The 18,427-nt window shown below is 70.2% G+C and carries 15 protein-coding genes and 2 tRNA genes; 15 read left to right on the forward strand and 2 right to left on the reverse strand.

Annotated elements, in window-relative coordinates:
- The first annotated feature begins 5 nt into the window (after window positions 1–5).
- The 6 genes from E7Y32_RS08880 to E7Y32_RS08905 all read left to right on the forward strand — a co-directional run bounded on the left by E7Y32_RS08880 (window position 6) and on the right by E7Y32_RS08905 (window position 6,702).
- Window positions 6–1,193 carry a cystathionine gamma-synthase gene (locus E7Y32_RS08880; protein WP_146336814.1) on the forward strand — a complete coding sequence of 396 codons (1,188 nt, stop codon included), beginning with the start codon at window positions 6–8 and terminating at the stop codon, window positions 1,191–1,193.
- 6 nt (window positions 1,194–1,199) lie between these two features.
- Entirely contained in the window at window positions 1,200–2,477 is a 1,278-nt protein-coding gene (locus E7Y32_RS08885; RefSeq protein WP_146336815.1) for a glycosyltransferase family 87 protein, read from the forward strand.
- Between the two features lie 32 nt (window positions 2,478–2,509).
- Entirely contained in the window at window positions 2,510–3,034 is a 525-nt protein-coding gene (locus tag E7Y32_RS08890) for a helix-turn-helix domain-containing protein (protein WP_146336816.1), read from the forward strand.
- Window positions 3,031–4,389 carry an MFS transporter gene (locus E7Y32_RS08895; protein ID WP_146336817.1) on the forward strand — a complete coding sequence of 453 codons (1,359 nt, stop codon included), beginning with the start codon at window positions 3,031–3,033 and terminating at the stop codon, window positions 4,387–4,389. Before E7Y32_RS08890 ends, E7Y32_RS08895 begins: the two co-directional genes overlap by 4 nt.
- Window positions 4,390–4,492: 103 nt before the next feature.
- Window positions 4,493–5,911 carry a glycosyltransferase 87 family protein gene (locus E7Y32_RS08900; RefSeq protein WP_146336818.1) on the forward strand — a complete coding sequence of 473 codons (1,419 nt, stop codon included), beginning with the start codon at window positions 4,493–4,495 and terminating at the stop codon, window positions 5,909–5,911.
- A 5-nt stretch (window positions 5,912–5,916) separates the two neighbouring features.
- Window positions 5,917–6,702 carry an SDR family oxidoreductase gene (locus E7Y32_RS08905; protein ID WP_146336819.1) on the forward strand — a complete coding sequence of 262 codons (786 nt, stop codon included), beginning with the start codon at window positions 5,917–5,919 and terminating at the stop codon, window positions 6,700–6,702.
- Window positions 6,703–6,725: 23 nt separating this feature from the next.
- On the opposite strand, the gene E7Y32_RS08910 is transcribed toward E7Y32_RS08905, so the two are convergent.
- Complete coding sequence (locus E7Y32_RS08910) at window positions 6,726–7,913, reverse strand: acyl-CoA dehydrogenase family protein (RefSeq protein ID WP_146336820.1); 1,188 nt, start codon at window positions 7,911–7,913, stop codon at window positions 6,726–6,728.
- Between the two features lie 173 nt (window positions 7,914–8,086).
- Between E7Y32_RS08910 and E7Y32_RS08915 the strand changes: the two genes are divergently transcribed.
- The 5 genes from E7Y32_RS08915 (at window position 8,087) to E7Y32_RS08935 (ending at window position 12,398) form a co-directional block, all read left to right on the forward strand.
- Complete coding sequence (locus E7Y32_RS08915) at window positions 8,087–8,740, forward strand: MOSC domain-containing protein (protein ID WP_146336821.1); 654 nt, start codon at window positions 8,087–8,089, stop codon at window positions 8,738–8,740.
- Window positions 8,741–9,134: 394 nt separating this feature from the next.
- Complete coding sequence (locus tag E7Y32_RS08920; protein ID WP_146336822.1) at window positions 9,135–11,168, forward strand: DEAD/DEAH box helicase; 2,034 nt, start codon at window positions 9,135–9,137, stop codon at window positions 11,166–11,168.
- A gap of 276 nt (window positions 11,169–11,444) precedes the next feature.
- A tRNA-Thr gene (locus E7Y32_RS08925) sits at window positions 11,445–11,516 on the forward strand.
- A 61-nt stretch (window positions 11,517–11,577) separates the two neighbouring features.
- Window positions 11,578–11,654 (forward strand) — tRNA-Met (locus E7Y32_RS08930).
- 84 nt (window positions 11,655–11,738) lie between these two features.
- Window positions 11,739–12,398, forward strand: coding sequence for an NAD(P)H-binding protein (locus E7Y32_RS08935; RefSeq protein WP_146336823.1), 660 nt, complete (start codon window positions 11,739–11,741; stop codon window positions 12,396–12,398).
- 36 nt (window positions 12,399–12,434) lie between these two features.
- On the opposite strand, the gene E7Y32_RS08940 is transcribed toward E7Y32_RS08935, so the two are convergent.
- Window positions 12,435–13,685: an ROK family protein gene (locus tag E7Y32_RS08940; RefSeq protein ID WP_261382390.1), complete on the reverse strand. Its 1,251-nt coding sequence runs from the start codon at window positions 13,683–13,685 to the stop codon at window positions 12,435–12,437.
- Window positions 13,686–13,741: 56 nt separating this feature from the next.
- On the opposite strand from E7Y32_RS08940, the gene E7Y32_RS08945 reads away from it, so the two are divergent.
- The 4 genes from E7Y32_RS08945 (at window position 13,742) to E7Y32_RS08960 (ending at window position 18,390) form a co-directional block, all read left to right on the forward strand.
- Window positions 13,742–15,448 carry an alpha-amylase family glycosyl hydrolase gene (locus tag E7Y32_RS08945; RefSeq protein WP_146336824.1) on the forward strand — a complete coding sequence of 569 codons (1,707 nt, stop codon included), beginning with the start codon at window positions 13,742–13,744 and terminating at the stop codon, window positions 15,446–15,448.
- A gap of 44 nt (window positions 15,449–15,492) precedes the next feature.
- The gene (locus E7Y32_RS08950) at window positions 15,493–16,410 is read left to right on the forward strand and encodes an aldo/keto reductase family oxidoreductase (protein ID WP_261382613.1); all 918 of its coding nucleotides are present in this window, start codon (window positions 15,493–15,495) and stop codon (window positions 16,408–16,410) included.
- Between the two features lie 153 nt (window positions 16,411–16,563).
- On the forward strand, window positions 16,564–17,427 hold the full coding sequence (locus tag E7Y32_RS08955) for a CoA ester lyase (RefSeq protein ID WP_146336825.1): 864 nt from the start codon (window positions 16,564–16,566) through the stop codon (window positions 17,425–17,427).
- Between the two features lie 24 nt (window positions 17,428–17,451).
- On the forward strand, window positions 17,452–18,390 hold the full coding sequence (locus tag E7Y32_RS08960; RefSeq protein ID WP_146336826.1) for a DUF2797 domain-containing protein: 939 nt from the start codon (window positions 17,452–17,454) through the stop codon (window positions 18,388–18,390).
- The last annotated feature ends 37 nt before the right edge of the window (window positions 18,391–18,427 follow it).

Raw genomic sequence — 18,427 nt, forward strand, 5'->3', positions numbered from 1 at the left:
GTCCCATGTCCCAGTCAGAAAGCTCTTCCGCAAAGAACGCCGGCTTCAACACCCGCGCCGTGCACGCCGGCCAGGCCTTCGAGCCGCGCACCGGCGCCGTGGTGCCCCCGGTGCACTTCTCCTCCACCTATGCGCAGGACGGGATCGGCGGCCTCCGGGCAGGTTATGAATACGGCCGCGGCACCAACCCCACCCGCGACTCCCTGCAGGAACAGCTCGCGGCGCTGGAGGGCGGCTCCGCAGCGTTCTCCTTTAGCTCGGGACTGGCCGCCGAGGATTCGATGATCCGCGCCCTGACCCGGCCCGGGGACCACATTGTGCTCGGCAACGACGCCTACGGCGGAACGTACCGGCTGATCTCTCGTGTCCTGGGCGAGTGGGGGATCGGCAACACCCCGGTGGACATGTCAGACCTCGACGCCGTCGCGAAGGCCGTCGCGGCCAACAAGACCCGGCTGGTCTGGGTGGAGACGCCGTCGAACCCGATGATGAAAATCACCGACATCGCGGCGCTCGCCAAGGTGGCGCACGACGCCGGCGCCCTCCTCGTGGTGGACAACACCTTCGCCTCGCCGTACCTGCAGACCCCGCTGGCGCTCGGCGCCGACGTCGTGGTGCACTCCACCACCAAGTACATCGGCGGCCACTCCGACGTCGTCGGCGGCGCCATCATCGTCAACGATCCGGAGCTGGCCGAGAAGATCGGCTTTGTGCAGTTCGCCGTCGGCGCCGTGTCCGGGCCGATGGATGCGTTCCTGACCACCCGCGGGCTCAAGACCCTCGGCGTGCGCATGGACCGGCACAGCGACAACGCCCAGGCCGTGGCCGAGTGGCTGCTGCAGCGCCCCGAGGTGGAAGCCGTGCTGTACCCGGGCCTGCCCTCGCACCCGGGCCACGAGCTGGCCAGGAAGCAGATGAAGAAGTTCGGCGGCATGGTCTCCGTGCAGTTTAAGGGCGGTGAAGCGGCGGCACGCACGGTGGCCGAGTCCACTTCCGTGTTCACCCTGGCGGAGTCCCTGGGCGGCATCGAATCGCTGATGAACTACCCGTCGGAGATGACGCACGCCTCGGTCAAGGGCACAGAACTGGCGGTTCCGGTGAACCTGATCCGGCTCTCCTGCGGCATCGAGGACGTGGAGGACCTGATCGCAGACCTCGAGCAGGCTTTCGCGCGCCTTGAGCCGGGCAGCTAGCCTCCGGTGACCACCCTTTCGAAGACGGCCGGTTCCACCAACCGGGGCTGGATCGCTACGGCGGCCGGCGCCGCCGCCGTCGTCGCGGCACTGGTGGTGCTGTACTTGGCCTACATTCCGCTGCTGAACGACTTCGAGGTCTACTTCTACGGCGGAAACCGTGTCCTGCAGGCCGGCGAGACCGGCGTGAACGAGCTGTACGCGCCCCGGGACGGCCTGCCGTTCACCTACCCGCCGTTCGCCGCGCTGATTTTTGCCGCCATGGCGACGCTGGGCCAAGACGCCGGCGGCGTGGTCTTCACGGCGACGGCGCTGCTCGGCGCCGCCGTCGTCTCCGCCTGGCTGACCCGGCACTACTTCGGGCTGGGCCGCTGGCGCGACGCCGCCGCGGACTGGCGTTTCCGTGCCGTCGCCCTGGCCGGCACCGCGGCGATCCTGCTGCTGGGGCCGTGGCGGGACACCTTCGACTTCGGCCAGATCAACATCATCCTGATGGGCCTGATCCTGGCCGACTTCGCGCTGTACGGAAAGTCCCGGGCCGGCGAACTCCGCTGGCCCGCGGGCCTGCTGATCGGCATCGCCGCCGGGATCAAACTCACCCCGCTCGCGTTCGGGCTGTACTTCCTGGTCCGGCGCGACTTCAAGGCACTCGGCTGGATGGCCGCGGGGTTCTTCGGCTCGATCGCACTGGCCTGGGCCCTGCTGCCCGTGGCATCGGTGACGTTCTGGACCAAGATCCTGCCGGACACCGGGCGGATCGGCGGACCGGCCTACGTGGACAACCTCTCGGTCAAGGGCCTGCTGCTGCACCTGGGGCTGCCGGACTCCCCGCTGACGTCCGTGGTGTGGCTGGTGCTGGCGCTGGCCCTGGCCGCGGTGGCGGCGCTGGTGATCAAGTGGGCCGTCGAGGCGGAAGAGAACTTCGTCGCCGTGTCCGCCACCGCCTTGCTCATGTTGCTGATCAGCCCGGTGTCCTGGTCCCACCACTGGGTCTGGATGGCCGTGGCGCTGCCGTGCATGGGGTTCGCCATCCACCGGGTACCCTCGCGCAACGGGCGGATGCGGCTGGCCGGCTGGATCATCGTGGCGTTCTCTGCCCTGTCCTTCTACCTGACCCCCAAGTACCTCTCGGTCATGGCCGGGGCGGCCGAGTGGGGCAAAGACCCACAGACGCAGTGGCAGCTGATCGTGGCGAGCCTGGGCGTGGTCTGCGGCATGGCGATGCTGGTCTACTGGGCGCTCGCTTACCGTCCCTCCCGGGCCGGCCTGCGCCGGCAACTCTAGCTTTCTTCAAGAGAGTCAGCTACTCTGCGGGTATGGCACTTCGCTCCGACTGGTCCGGCCGCACCTGCAGCATGGCCCGCGGCCTGGATGTCCTCGGCGATCCCTGGGGCATGCTCGTGCTCCGCGAGGTCTTCTTCGGCAACGGGCGCTTCGACGCCATCAAGACCCGGCTCGGCGCCGCGGACTCGGTCCTGACCCGGCGGCTGGCCGCCCTCGTGGCCGCCGGCCTGCTGGCCCGGCGGCCCTACGACGACGGCGGCCGGCAGCGCCAGGAATACGTGCTCACCGCCAAGGGCGAGGACGTGCTCCCGGTGCTCAACGCCGTCGTGCTGTGGTCCGAAAAGCACCTGCCGGCGCCGTCGGAGCAGGCCCACATGTTCGTGGTCCACAGCGGCTGCGGGCAGCGTACCTCCTCCGCGGACAGCTGCACGGCCTGTGGTGAGCGCCTCACGGCCGGGAACACGAGCTGGCACAGCCTCACCCGGACCGACCACCCGCTACCCCTCGCGACCGCCCCGGCGCAGAAGACCGCCCAGCAGAACGGAACAGCAGCATGACCGCGCCCCGGACCACTCCCCGCCCCTCGGCCAGGCGCCGGGTCCATCCGGCCTGGATCGTCGCCGCCGTCGCGTTCCTGGCCCTGGTGGGCGCCGCCGGGTTCCGGGCCGCGCCGGGCGTGCTGATGGTGCCGCTGCAGAACGAGTTCGGCTGGTCCACCACGGTCCTCTCGGCGGCCGTCAGCATCAACCTGGTGCTCTTCGGCCTCACGGCGCCGTTCGCCGCGGCCCTGATGGAGCGCTTCGGCATCCGCGTGGTCACGTCCGTGGCGCTGGTGCTCATCGGGGCCGGGAGTGCCCTGACGGTCCTGGTGAACCAGTCCTGGCAGATCCTGCTGACCTGGGGGCTGCTGATCGGACTCGGCACCGGATCCATGGCCCTGGTGTTCGCGGCCACCATCGCCAACACCTGGTTCGCCAAGAGCCGCGGCCTGGTGATCGGCATCCTCACCGCGGGCAGCGCTGCCGGGCAGCTGGTGTTCCTGCCCTTCATCGCCGCCCTGGCGCAAAACCCCGGCTGGCGCCAGGCGTCGCTGCTGATCGCCGCCGGCGCGCTCGCGGTGGTGCCGCTGGTGCTGAAGTTCCTGAAGAACTCACCGGCCGACGTCGGCGCGCTGCCGTACGGAGCCGACGCCGCGGCGCTGCAGGAATCTCCGGCCACCGCGGCCGAACCGGAAGCTCCGATTGAACCGGCAAGCGCGGCCGAACCGGAAGAACCCCGCCGCAACGCCGCGGTCCGCGCGCTCCAGGTCCTCAAACGCGCCAGCAGGGTCCGCACCTTCTGGGCCCTCGTGGCCGGCTTCGCAATCTGCGGAGCCACCACCAACGGGCTGATCGGCACGCACTTCATTCCCTCCGCGCACGACCACGGCATGGCCGAAACCACCGCGGCGGGCCTGCTCGCCGTTGTCGGGATCTTCGACATCCTCGGAACCATCGCCTCGGGCTGGCTGACGGACCGGTTCAACCCGCGGATCCTCCTCGCGGTCTACTACCAGTTCCGCGGCATCGGGCTGCTGGTCCTGCCGCTGCTGCTCAGCGCCGAGGTCCAGCCCAGCATGATCGTGTTTGTGGTTATCTACGGCCTGGACTGGGTGGCCACCGTCCCGCCGACGGCCGCGATCTGCCGCCAGGTGTTCGGCGCGGACGGCAGCGTGGTGTTCGGCTGGGTCTTCGCCGCCCACCAGCTCGGCGCGGCCGCGGCGGCGCTGGCCGCGGGGGCCGTCCGGGACGCCACCGGCCAGTACACCTACGCCTGGTTCGCCGCGGCGGCGATGTGCACCATCGCCGCCGTCATCAGCGCGACCATCCGCAAGGACGCCGGACAAAAGGCCAAGGTGCCGGTCCCGGCCTGAGGGATCGGTAGGATGAACGGCGGGGACCGGCGCAGCCGCCGCCGGCGCGCTGCGCCCCGTCCCGCGCAGCAAATTCGCGCAGCAATTATTGGGGGATCCACACATGTCACTGCTCGACGCCGAAAACCCGCACGCCCCGCCAACCGGGACCCCGGTGGCGCCGCCGTCGGACCCGTCGCCGAAGAGGCGCCTGCCCCTCACCCCGGCGGGAGCCCTGTTTCCGCTGGGCGCGGCCGCCGTCGCGTTCGCGCTCTGGCGGTGGCTGGGTGTTTGGGGCGAGCAGGGCCTCGACTTCAGCGTCTACTGGCACGGCGGGAAGATCCTCAACGACGCCGGCCCGGCGGCCTCCGACCTCTATGAGGGCAACGTTGATTGGGCCGGCGGACCCGGGCTGCCGTTCACCTACCCGCCCTTCGCCGCGCTGCTGTTCAGCCTCCTGGCCCTGCTGCCCGAGAAGGTGGCACTGAACTGGTTCAACACCGCAGGCGTGATCGTTGCGCTTTGGGTCGCTGTCCGCGCGGTCCGCTACTGGACGGCCAAGGCAGACTGGCGCGCGGCCTTCCGTTCCCCTGGCCACCGCTGGGGCGCGGCCGTCCTGGTCCTGGCCCTGGTCAACCTCGGCCCGTGGCGCGAAACCCTGGCTTTCGGGCAGATCAACATCCTGCTGATGGGGTTGATGGCGGCGGACCTGCTGGCCCGGAACCCCCGCTGGTCCCGTGGCATTCCCGGCAGCGGTTTCCTGGTGGGCGTCGCCGCAGGGATCAAGCTGACGCCGCTCGTTTTCGGACTCTATTTCCTGGTCCGGAAGGACTGGCGGGGCCTGCTGAACATGGGCGCAGGATTCCTGTTCACCGTGGTGCTGGGCGCGCTGCTGCGCCCGGCCGAGTCGCTGCAGTTCTGGTTCCGGATCCTGCCGGACACCTCCCGGATCGGCGGGGCCGGCTACGTCGACAACCTCTCCCTCAAGGGCGCGCTGCTGCACTTCGGCGTCCCCGAGGCCGCCGTCACCGGGCCCTGGCTGGTGCTGAGCCTGCTGGTGGTCGCGCTGGCCGCCGGCGTCATCAAAGCCGCGAGCGAGCAGGGTGCCCGGGTCGTGGCCCTCTCCGCGACGGCGCTCACCATGCTGCTCATCAGCCCCGTCTCCTGGTCCCACCACTGGGTGTGGGTCGCCGTCGTTCTACCCGCGTTCGCCTGGACGCTGCGGGAAACGCCGCTCCGCTACCGGGGCACGCGCTGGCTGATGGGCGGTGTGCTCGGCGTGTCCGTGCTGGTGTTCCTGTTCTCCCCGAAGACGATCGGCACGGCCCTCGGCGCGCAGGACCTCAACGTCCAGACGCCGGGGTTCTGGATCATGGCGTCCAGCGCCGGGGTTTTCTGCGCCTTGGCCCTGCTGCTGTGCTGGCAGCTGGCCCTGCGCCGCGGGTCCTTGGCCCGAGCCTTCGCCGTGCACAGCGCGCCGGCCCGGGAACCTGCCGCCGCACCGGCCGGGGAACCTGCCGCCGCACCGGCCGGGCAAGGCTGAAGCGCATGACCCAGACTCCCGGTTCTCCCGGCCCGGCCCCGTTCCAGCGCAGGACGGCACTGGTCACCGGCGTCGGACGGCTGGCCGGCCTAGGGGCCGGCATCGCGCGGCGGCTCGCGGCCGACGGCTGGGACCTGGTGCTCAACTACTGGCAGGACTACGACGCCCGGATGCCCTGGGGCGTCCAACCGGACGACGTCGAGCGCCTCACCGCCGAACTGCAGGCCACGGGCGCCGCCGTGGTGGCACTGCCCGCCGATTTCGAGGACCCGCAGGCCGTGGATCGGCTGATGGCCGCGGCGGCGGACGAGGCCGGCACGCTGCAGGCACTGGTGCTCAGCCACGCGGAATCCGTGGACTCCGGCATCCTGGACACGTCGCTGGAGAGCTTTGAGCGGCACTTCGCCGTCAACACCCGCGCCAGCTGGCAGCTGATTGCGGCGTTCGCGCGGCAGGTTCCGGCCGACGGCGGCGCGATCGTGGCGCTGACCAGCGACCACACCGCGTTCAACCTCCCGTACGGGGCGTCCAAGGGTGCCCTGGACCGGATCGTCATCGCTGCGGCGAGGGAGCTGGGCCCGGCCGGCATCAGCGCCAACGTGCTCAACCCGGGCCCGGTCGACACCGGCTGGATGGACGCGCAGCTGCGCGAGGAGCTGGCCCGGCGGCAGCCTGGCGGCCGGCTGGGCACTCCCGCGGACATCGCCGGAACGGTGGCTTTCCTGCTCTCGCCCGAGGGCCGCTGGGTCTCCGGCCAGCTGGTCAAGGCCGACGGCGGCTTCTCGGCCTGACGTCCGAAGGCCCCGTGGCCGCCCTAGCGGAAGGCGGAGAGCCCGGTGATGTGCTGGCCTAGAACCAGGGTGTGGACCTCATCGGTGCCCTCGTAGGTGCGCACCGACTCCAGGTTCGCGGCGTGCCGCAGCGGCGAGTAGTCCAGCGTGATTCCGTTGCCGCCCAGGATGGTGCGGGCCTCGCGGGCAATCGTGATCGCCTCCCGCACGTTATTCAGCTTGCCCAGCGAGATCTGCTCCGGCCGCAGCGCCCCGGCGTCCTTGAGCCGGCCCAGCTGCAGCGCTAGCAGCGTGCCCTTCTGGATCTCCAGCAGCATGTTCACCAGCTTCTCCTGGGTGAGCTGGTAGCCCGCCAGCGGTTTGCCGAACTGCAGCCGCTCCTGCGAATACCGCAGCGCCGCTTCATAGGAGTCCCGGGCGGCACCCATCGCGCCCCAGGCGATCCCGTACCGCGCCTCGTTCAGGCAGGAGAACGGGCCCCGCAGGCCCCGCGCCGCCGGCAGCAGCGCCTCGGGGCCCAGCCGGACGCCGTCGAACGCCACGTCGCACTGGATCGAGGCGCGCATGGAGAGTTTCTGCCCAATGGGCGTCGCGGTGACCCCCGGGGCGCCGGCGGGGACCAGGAAGCCGCGCACGCCGTCGTCGGTCATGGCCCAGACCACCAGGACGTCCGCCACCGAGGCCAGGCCGATCCAGCGCTTGGCGCCGTCCAGGACCCAGCCCGCGCCGTCGCCGGTCCCGTCCCGCCGGGCAAAAGTCTGCATGGCGGCCGGGTCCGAGCCGGCGGTGGGTTCGGTCAGGGCGAAGCAGCCGATCAGCTCGCCCGCGGCCATCCGGGGGAGCCATTCCTGCTTTTGCTCCTCCGAGCCCCATTTGTGGATGGCGGTCATCGCCAGGGAACCCTGCACGGAGACGAACGTGCGGATGCCGGAGTCGCCGGCCTCCAGCTCCATCGCGGCCAGGCCGTAGTCCACGGCGGAGCGGCCCGGGCAGCCGTAGCCCTCAAGGTGCATGCCGAGGACCCCGAGTTCGCCCAATTCCGGGGCCAGCTCCAGCGGGAACACACCGTCCTCGTACCAGCGCGCGATGCCGGGCCGGATCCGCTGGGTGGTGAAATCCCGGACCTTCTCCCGCACGGCCAGCTCGCCGGCGCTCAGCAGGGAGTCGATCGCCAGGACATCGGACACGTCTGTTGCTGCAACACCGCTCATGGGAGCATCCTACGTTCCGGTGCGGGCGCCGTCCCCGACGTTCCTGCCCGGTTACGTCCGGTAACCCCCACGGATCGCGGCCAAAACGCCGGTGTCGCAGCCAGGCCCGGAGGCCTGCGGGAAAGTAACCGGGCTGGAGCGTCGCCGGATGGCCCCGGGCCTACACTGGTGCCATGGACACCGCTTCTGTGCTTGCCGTCTGCCGGGTGCATCAGCTGCTCAGCGATGCCGGAAGCGTGGGCGTGACGGCCATCGACAAACGCCCCGTGGACGGTCCGGTCAAGGTGCACCGGCTGGGACTGCACGGCGACATCCAGGCCAGCCGCATCCACCACGGCGGCGAGGACCAGGCGCTTTACGCGTATTCGCAGGACGACGCCGACTACTGGGCCGGCGAACTCGGCCGGGACATCCCGCCGGGGTACTTCGGCGAGAACCTCCGCGTCGCCGGGATTGATGCCACCGACGCGGTGATCGGCGAACGCTGGAAGGTCGGGCTCGACGTCGAGGTGGAGGTGACCTCGCCCCGGATGCCCTGTGCCACGTTCCAGCGACGGGTGCAGGTGCCCAACTGGGTGGCGAGGTTCGGCGAGGCCGGCCGGGTGGGCAGCTACCTGCGCGTGGTCCGGACCGGCACCATCCAGGCGGGGGACCATATCCACCGGATCTTTGTCCCCGCCCACGGCGTCACGGTTGGCAAGTGGTTCAGCGATCCCACCCTCGAGGACATGGAGGCCCTGCGGGACGCGGACGCCGACGGAGAAATCCGCCTCCAGCCCGAGTACCACGAGGCTTTCGAGAAGCTGCGGCGCCGGCTGGGGCAGTAGGGGGCGGAAACGGCAGTGTGCGCAAGCTCACCGCCGCAGACGGGCCCTCCCGGTAGCACCTGCGCCGCGGCATGCCCTACACTTGAAATATCCCCCACTCCGGAAATCCCTTATTCCTGCCCAATTCTTGAGGCAGGACTGGTAAGTGTTGGGGCCCGCAAAACTGTGTTGCGGGCATTTTCATAGGGAGAGCCGGCTAAAGAAAACGCTGTACAGACTGCTGGGATAGCAGCCAAGAGATGCAGCGGGAAGTCCTGCCACGGGATTGCGAAAGCGCCGGGCTTCTATGTGACCGGCCGGTCAAAGTATGCCCGGCAGCATGTGTCACGCGTACTGCGGCTCCGCTCACCTCGGGTTGTGCCGCCTGGCCCCTATGGATGAGGAAGATTCCCCTATGCCCGAAAATCAGGACAACTCCGTCGACACCGAGAACACCAGCGCCGACGTCGAGTTCACCGCCCCGGCTGCCCCCGCCGCAGCCGAGACCCCCGCTGAGAACACCGCCGATAGCTCCGGCGACGACGACGGCGGCCTCCGCTTCGTTGACCTCGGCATCGACGCCCGCGTCCTTGCCGCCCTGCAGGACGTCGGCTACGAGAAGCCGTCCCCGATCCAGGCAGCGACCATCCCGGTTCTGCTCGAGGGCCGCGACGTCGTCGGCCTGGCCCAGACCGGCACCGGTAAGACTGCAGCATTCGCAGTACCGGCGCTGTCCCGGCTGGCCGAACTCCACGACCTGAACGGCCCGTCCCGCAAGACGCAGGCCCTGGTCCTGGCTCCGACCCGCGAGCTCGCGCTCCAGGTCGCCGAGGCCTTCACCTCCTACGCCAAGCACATCGATGACTTCACGGTCCTGCCGGTCTACGGTGGCTCCGCCTACGGCCCGCAGCTGGCCGGCCTTCGCCGCGGCGCCCAGGTTGTTGTCGGTACCCCCGGCCGCGTCATCGACCATATCGCCAAGGGTTCCCTGGACCTGTCCGAACTCCAGTACCTCGTGCTGGACGAGGCCGATGAGATGCTGCGCATGGGCTTCGCCGACGACGTGGAGCAGATCTTCCAGCAGACCCCCGAGGGCCGCCAGGTTGCCCTGTTCTCCGCCACCATGCCGAGCCAGATCCGCCGGTTGTCCAAGCAGTACCTGAACAACCCGGCCGAGATCCAGGTCAAGTCCAAGACCACCACCGGCGCCAACACCCGCCAGCGGTACCTGCAGGTCATGGGCCCGCACAAGCTCGACGCGCTGACCCGCATCCTCGAGGTCGAAGAGTTCGACGGCGTCATCGCGTTCGTCCGCACCAAGATGGCCACCGAGGACCTGGCGGACAAGTTGCGCTCCCGCGGTTTCCAGGCGGCCGCCATCAACGGCGACATCCCGCAGCAGCAGCGTGAGCGCACGGTCGAGGCACTTAAGGAAGGCCGCATCGACATCCTGGTGGCCACCGACGTCGCCGCCCGCGGCCTGGACGTCGAGCGGATCAGCCACGTGATCAACTACGACATCCCGCACGACACCGAGTCCTACGTGCACCGCATCGGCCGCACCGGCCGCGCCGGACGCTCCGGCGACGCCGTGCTGTTCATGACCCCGCGGGAAAAGTACCTGCTGCGTTCCATCGAGAAGGCAACCCGCCAGCCCGTGGAGCAGATGCACCTGCCCACCGCGGAGACCGTCAACACCCTGCGCCTGGGCAAGTTCGCGGACAAGATCACCGAGACCCTCGAATCCGAGGACGTTTCGGCCTTCCGTGACCTGATCGCCTCCTACGAGGAAGAGCACAACGTTCCGGCCGCCGAGATCGCCGCTGCACTGGCCGTCATGGCGCAGGGCGGGCAGCCGCTCCTGGTCAAGGAGCTGCCTGCCGCACCGGAATTCCAGAAGCGCGAACGCTCCAAGGACGGCTTCGGCTCCCGCGGCCCGACCCGCACCCTGACCGAGGGCAACGCCACCTACCGGATCGCCGTCGGACGCCGCCAGCGCGTCATGCCGGGTTCCATCGTCGGCGCCATCGCCAACGAGGGCGGCATCTCCTCGGCCCAGATCGGCGGCATCGACATCCGCTCGGACCACTCCCTCGTGGAACTCCCGGCGGACCTGAGCCCGGATCAGCTGAAGGCCCTGTCCCGCACCCGGATCGGCGGCGAGCTGATCCACCTCGAGTTGGATAACGGCCGCAAGCCCTCCGGTGACCGCGGCTCCTACCAGGGCAACCGTGGCGGAGACCGTGGCGAGCGCGGCGGCTACTCTGGCGGCAGCGGCAACTTCAAGGGCAACGGCGGCTTCAAGCGCGAATTCCGCAAGAACGACGGCGAGCGTTCCTCCGCCGACCGCGGCGGCCGCTCCTTCAGCGACCGCAACGAGCGCGGCGTCGGCGCGGACACCCGCAAGCCGCGCCACGAAGGCGGCTTCAAGCCCCGCAACAAGTGGTAACCGCTAGTTTCTAGGCAGTACCAGAACGGGCCGGCTCCTTTGAGCCGGCCCGTTCTGTGCTTAGGCCGTGGAGGCCGTGTCGGGCGTAATTCCGATCCCGCGCCGGACCCGCGAGTCGGCTTCGTCACATCCGCTGTGCGGACCCGCCATTATGGCCTCGCCGGACCCTGCCCGGGCCCCGGAGATCCCCGGAACTACGCGGGTTTTGCTGCGATGGCCGGGGGAGGCCGGCCGATTTGTTGGGAGCGGAATCTTCCGGTAGAGTATTTACTCGTTGCCCCCCTAGCTCAGTGGTAGAGCGCGTTCTTGGTAAGAACGAGGTCACCGGATCGATTCCGGTGGGGGGCTCTGGATGAGGGCCTGCGTCAAGGCGGTTTTGACCGGCTGGACGCAGGCTTTTCTCATTCGTGGCGGTGTAGCTCAGTTGGTTAGAGCGCACGACTCATAATCGTGAGGTCGGGAGATCGAGCCTCCCCACCGCTACCAGGTAGAACCCCCGGAATCCTTCAGGTTCCGGGGGCTTTTCTGTCTGCGGGTGCGCAAGGGAAGGGCTTGGGCAACAATGGGTCCATGACGCGCATCGCAATCATCGGCGGCCACGGCAAGGTGGCTTTGGAACTGTCCGGCATTCTCTCCAAGGAAGGCTCCGGAGTCACGTCCATCATCCGCAACCCCGACCACCGCGACGATGTCGCGGCCACCGGGGCCACCCCGCTGGTCCTGGATGTGGAGAAGTCGACGACGGCGGAGCTCGCCGCGGCGCTGGCGGGCCACGACGCCGTCGTCTGGTCCGCCGGAGCGGGCGGCGGCAGCCCGGAACGGACCTATGCCGTGGACCGGGATGCTGCGATCCGCTCGATGGACGCGGCTGCCCAGGCCGGCGTGCGGCGCTACGTCATGGTGTCCTACCTCGGGGCCGGCCCGGACCATGGTGTCCCTGCGGACAACGGCTTCCACGCCTACGCCGAGGCGAAGGCCGCCGCTGACACCTACCTGCGTGGCAGCGGCCTGGAGTGGACCATCCTGGGCCCCGGAGCGCTCACCGACGGCCCCGGCAACGGGCTGCTGGACGTCAACCCCACGGACACCTCGGACGGCACCGGAACTTCGCGCGCCAACGTGGCCCTTGTCGCCGCCGCCGTGCTTGACCTGCCGCAGACCGCGGGCCGGACCATCGAGTTCCGGGACGGGACGCTCCCGCTGGCCGCCGCCCTGGAGCTCGCGAACTAGCCTCCTCCCGGGCTCAGCGACTCCGGGCCGCGAATCTCAGGCCGACGCCTGCAGCTTCAGTTCCAAGGCATTCGCCTCGACGAAGTCCAGGGCGTGCCGGATGGCGCCAACCGTGACGATCGCATCGCCCAGCGGGGAAACCGTCACCCGCGGGGGAGTGGCGGTGAAGCGCGGCAGCGCGGCGGTGATGCCGGGCAGCAGCGCGCCCGCCGAGTCCGCGACGGCGCCGCCGATCACCACCTGCTCGGGGTTGAGCAGGCTGGCAATCGCGGCGATGACCCGGGCCATCCGCTCGGCGAGCCGGTCCAGGATGGCCAGCGCGGCGGGCTCCCCGGCGGCGGCATCTTCGAAGACCCGCAGCGCGCTTGCCTGGCCGCCGGAAGTGGGTCCGCCGGACGCGGCCTGCCATTGCCGGGCGAGGCTCGCGATACCGTCGCTGGAGCCGACGCCCTCCACCATGTCCAGGAACCCCATCTCGCCGGCGCCGCCGCCGCGGCCGTGCAGCAGCCGGCCGGACTCCAGCACGCCCGCGCCGAGCCGCTCGCCGGCCAGCAGCACCACGAGGTCGTCCACTCCCGCGCCCGAGCCGCGCCAGCGTTCGCCGAGCGCGGCCAGGTTGGCGTCGTTCTCCAGCAGCACCGGCCAGCCGTGCAGGTCCCGCAGGGCCGAACGCAGCCCGACGTCGAACAGGCTCCAGAAGTGCTGGGCGGCCAGGACGTTGCCGTCGCGGTCCACCGGGGCGGCGATGCCGGCGCCCACGGCCAGGACTTTCCCGGGCGCCTCGCCGGCGGCCGCCAGCGCCTCCCGGCACGCCCGGTCGACGACGCCGATCCGCTCGCCGGCCGGGATGTCCGCGGCGCGGAAGTGCCCGCTGGCGCGGCCGAGGACCGTGCCACGCAGGTCCGCGACCGCGGCCGTGGTGGTGGCGGCGCCGATATCGATGCCAAGCACGACGCCGGCCCGGGCCCGGAGTTCGAAGCGCCGCGCCGGCCGTCCCTTCTGCGGGCTGCCGGCGGCTTGGCCCCCAGCGGGCAGGGCATCCTTGCGGGGCGCGTCCAGTTCGCTGATCCAGCCGCGCCGCATCAGGTCCTCGCAAACTGCGATCACCGAGGCCCGGGTGAGGCCGGTGGCCGCCATCAGCTCCGTGCCGGTCGCCTCCTCGGTGCCGCGGACGGCTGCCAGCACCGCCTGGGCGTTGACCCGGCGCAGCAGCTGGGGAGTGGCGGCGGCCTGGCGCTTCGGAATCTTGACCTCCCCCTGAGTGCCGACCCATAATTGATCTGGCAATAGATTTAGCTTCTATCTAAATTATCAGACCCGCTCTCCAGCCCGAAGGATTCACCTTGTCGAACACCGCCACGCTGGCAACCCTGTCCGGTTCCGACCTCGCCGCCGACCCCAACTGGTGGCGCCAGGCGTCCGTGTACCAGATCTACCCGCGCAGCTTCTCCGACTCCAACGGTGACGGCCTCGGCGACATCAAGGGCATCACCGCCAAGGTGCCGTACCTGAAGGCCCTCGGCATCGACGCCGTCTGGCTCTCACCGTTCTACCCCTCGGCCCTGGCCGACGGCGGCTACGACGTCGACGACTACCGCGACGTCGACCCCAAGCTCGGCACGCTGGAGGACTTCGACGAGATGTCCGCCGCCCTGCACGCCGCCGGCATCAAGCTGATCGCGGACATCGTCCCGAACCACTCCTCCAACCGCCACGTCTGGTTCCAGGAGGCCCTCGCCTCCCCGCGCGGCTCCGATGCCCGGGAGCGCTACATCTTCCGCGACGGCAAAGGCGAAAACGGCGAGATCCCGCCCTCGGACTGGGAATCCGTGTTCGGCGGCCCGGCCTGGGAGCGCATCACCGAACCCGACGGCACACCCGGCCAGTGGTACATGCACATCTTCGCCAAGGAACAGCCGGACCTGAACTGGTCCAACCGCGAGATCCGCGATGATTTCCTCAAGACGTTGCGCTTCTGGTCCGACCGCGGCGTGGACGGCTTCCGCGTCGACGTCGCGCACGCCCTCACCAAGGACCTGACCGAGCCGCTGCTGTCCAAGGTCGAACTGAGCGAGGCCAACTCCGGCACCGACGGCTTCGACGACGGCTCGCACCCGTTCTGGGACCGCGACGAGGTGCACGAGATCTACGTCGAATGGCGTGAGGTGTTCAACGAATACAACCCGCCGCGCACCGCCGTTGCCGAGGCGTGGGTGCACGCGTCCCGCCGCGCGCGCTACGCCAGCCCGGAGGGGCTGGGCCAGGCCTTCAACTTCGACCTGCTGCAGGCCGACTTCGACGCCGACGAGTTCCGCGAAATCATCACCCGCAACCTCGCCGAGGCCACCGAGTCCGGCGCCTCCTCCACCTGGGTCTTCTCCAACCACGACGTCGTCCGGCACGCCACCCGCTACGGCCTGCCCAAGGGCGGCGGACGGCACGCCAAGGGCCAGGACGGCAAGGGCTGGCTGCTGGCCGGAGCCCCGGCCGAGGAACTCGACGTCGAACTGGGCCTGCGCCGCGCCCGCGCCGCGACCCTGCTGATGCTGGCCCTCCCCGGCTCCGCGTACCTGTACCAGGGTGAGGAACTCGGCCTGCAGGAAGTCGCCGAGATCCCGGACACCGAGCGCCAGGACCCCACGTTCTTCCGCAACAAGGGCGTGGAGATCGGCCGCGACGGCTGCCGGGTGCCGCTGCCCTGGTCCCCGGAAGGTCCCTCCTTCGGCTTCGGCGACGGCGGCGCCCACCTGCCGCAGCCAGCCTGGTTCTCCCGCTACGCCGTGGCCGCCCAGGACGGCACCGAAGGCTCCACCCTGGAGTTCTACCGCAAGGCCCTGAAGCTGCGCCGCGAGCTGCAGACCTCCGAGGAGCTGGAGTGGGTCGAGACCGGCAACGCGGACGTGCTGCACTTCCGCCGCCACGGCGGCTGGCAGTCCGTGACCCACTTCGGGGACAACGCCGTCGAACTGCCCGCCGGCGAGGTGCTGATCAGCAGCGGCCCGCTGGACGGACAGTTGCTCCCGGGCAACACCACCGTCTGGCTCCGGTGAGCGCCAAGGAACTGGTCCCCACCCAGGAACTGATATACGGCTGCATGGGCCTGGGCGGCAGCTGGTCGGCGGAGCCGTACTCGTCCGCGCACGTGGACGAGGCGGCCGCCGCCGTGGACGCTGCCCTGCAGACCGGCATCACGCTGTTCGACCACGCCGACATTTACCGCAGCGGCAAGGCCGAGGCGGTCTTCGGCGAGGTGCTGGCGCAGACCCCGGGCCTGCGGGAACGGATCCGGCTGCAGACCAAATGCGGCATCCGGCTGGGGGAGCAGGGCCTCGACGCGTACTACGACCTGAGCCGGGAAGGCATCCTGGACCGGGTCAACGAAAGCCTGGCCCGGCTCAAGACGGACTACGTGGACGTGCTCATGCTGCACCGGCCCGACCCGCTGGTGGATCCTGCCGAGGTGGCCTCCGCCGTCGGACAGCTGATGGCCGAGGGTAAAATCCGAGCGGTCGGCGTGTCCAACATGTCGGCCCCGCAGATTGAGCTGCTGCAGGACCGGCTCGAGGCTCCCGTGGTGGCCAACCAGCTGGAGATGAGCCTCTCCGCGCGTGCCTGGCTGGAAAGCACCGTGCTCGTCAACCACGCCGAGGGCACGGACTACAGCTTCCCGCACGGCACCGTGGAGCACTGCGTCCGGCACGGCATCACCCTGCAGGCCTACGGGGCCCTGTCCCGCGGACTCTACACCGGAGCGCCGGCGCCGGCCCCGAGCGCCGCGGAGGAGGCCACCGCCGCCCTCGTGGCCGAGATGGCCGCGGCGAAGGGCACCACGGGCGAAGCGGTGCTGCTGGGCTGGCTGATGAAGCACCCGGCCGGCATCGCCCCCGTAATCGGCACGGCCAAACCGGAGCGGATCCTGGCCTGCGCCGGGGCCGCCGAGGTGGCCGCGGCGATGTCCCGCGCCGAGTGGTACCGGCTCTGGATCACGGCCCGGGGCAGCAACATCCCCTAGGCACGCCCATCTCTCCCAACCGGCCCGCAGTTGTTCCCTAACCCCAACAACTGCGGGCCGGTCCTGTGTGCGGGCGTGATTTTGGTCGTATTGGTCGCCCCGAACGGGGGTATTACTTGGCGGCGGGCCGGTCCGGGCGGCTAGCGTAGAGACATGACCTCTACCACCACCGCCGGGATTGTCCGGCCCCAGCGCAACGTCCCGGCCGAAATCGCCCGCTCCTGGCTGCTGGTCAACGCCATGAAGCCCGAACTCTTCGGACAATCCGCGGAGTCCCGCGCGGACGCCATCATCCTGGACATCGAAGACGCGGTGGACCCCTCGCAGAAGGACGCCGCACGCGAGCACGTCATCGACTGGCTGACCGCCGGCGGCAGCGCCTGGGTTCGGATCAACGATGCCACCAGCCCGTTCTGGGCCGATGACCTCGCCGGACTCCGCGGCACCCCCGGACTGCTGGGCGTGATGCTCGCCAAGACCGAATCCGCGGACCAGGTCACCGAAAGCTTCCACCGCATGGACGGCAAGACCCCGGTCATCCCGCTGGTTGAATCCGCCGTCGGCATCGAGGAAGCCAACCACATCGCCAAGGCCCAGGGCGCGTTCCGGCTGGCCTTCGGCTCCGGCGACTTCCGCCGCGACACCGGCATGGCCGCCACCCCGGAGGCCATGGCCTACCCGCGCGCCAAGCTCGTCGTCGCCAGCCGGGTCGGCAACCTGCCCGGCCCCATCGACGGCCCCACGGTGGGCACCAACCACCCGATCCTGCGCGAGCAGACCGGCATCACCGTGATGATGGGCATGACCGGCAAGCTCTGCCTCGCCATCGACCAGACCCACGTGATCAACGAGGTCATCAGCCCCACGCCGTCCGACGTCGCCTGGGCCACCGACTTCATGGCCGACTTCGAGGCCAACGGCCGCGTGATCCGGGACGGCTCCGACCTGCCGCGCCTCGGCCGCGCCGAAAAGATCATGAAGCTCGCGGTAGCCTTTGGGGTGCAGCCGGCCCTGTAGCCGGACCCGAACCAAGGAGACCCCGTGACCGATGCCCGCTATCTGGTCCACGGGGTCTTTTGGGATGGTCCCCCGCCGGCCGCGGGGCACGACGCCGGCCGCGCGGCCCTGCGCCTGCAGGACCCCTCGGGCGGCTTCACCGAGGTGGCGCTCGACGCCGGCACGCGGCTGGGCTTCCGGCTGGCCTCGCCGGGCAAGCACTGCCTGGGCCACCACAAGGTGCACGGACCCGCGGACCGGGATCACCTCGTCTGCCCGGACCGGGCACCGGCTGCCCGCGGAAGCCAGTGCGGGCCGTGTTTCGCCGTCGACGATTCACGGCTGATCCACGACTTCCACCGCGGCGGGCGCGTTCCGTCCGGCCTGCGCTCCTACCTGATGCAGCCGCACTGGCTCTACATCGCCACCTTCGCCCACGGCGCCAGCAAGGTGGGAACCGCCTCACAGCTGCGGAAATGGCACCGGCTCGCGGAGCAGGGCGCCGTCGTCGCCCGCTACGTCGCCCGCGCCGGGGACGGGAGGGTGGTCAGGGTGCTGGAGGATCTGGTCACGAGCGATGCCGGGCTGCCGCAGCAGGTCCGCTCGGCTGCGAAAGCCGCCGGCCTCACGGCACCGGCAGCCGCCGCAGAACTCGATGGGCTGAACGGCCGGCTCGCCGCGGAGGTCCGGACCCTGCTCGCCGGCGCCGGCGGGGAGGGCTTCGACGTGGTGGACGAACGCTGGCAGCGGCCCGGGCTGGCCGACGCCGCCTGCACCCCCGCTGCCCGGCATGCCTACCCGCATGACCTCGGCGCCGACGCCCACGGCTTCACCGTCTCCTCGCTGAGCGGCAGCATCGCGCTGGCATGGCTCGACGGCGCCGACCTTGACTTTGTGGTCAACCTCGGCGCTCTGAAGGGGCGTGTGATCGAACTCGGGGACCACGGTTCCGAGGTCCCCGCCGTCCAGGAGTCCCTGTTCTGAGCCGCTGGCCACGGGCCGTGCACCAGGGCCCCGGTAG

The organism is Arthrobacter sp. UKPF54-2 (genome assembly GCF_007858535.1).
Taxonomy (GTDB): domain Bacteria; phylum Actinomycetota; class Actinomycetes; order Actinomycetales; family Micrococcaceae; genus Arthrobacter.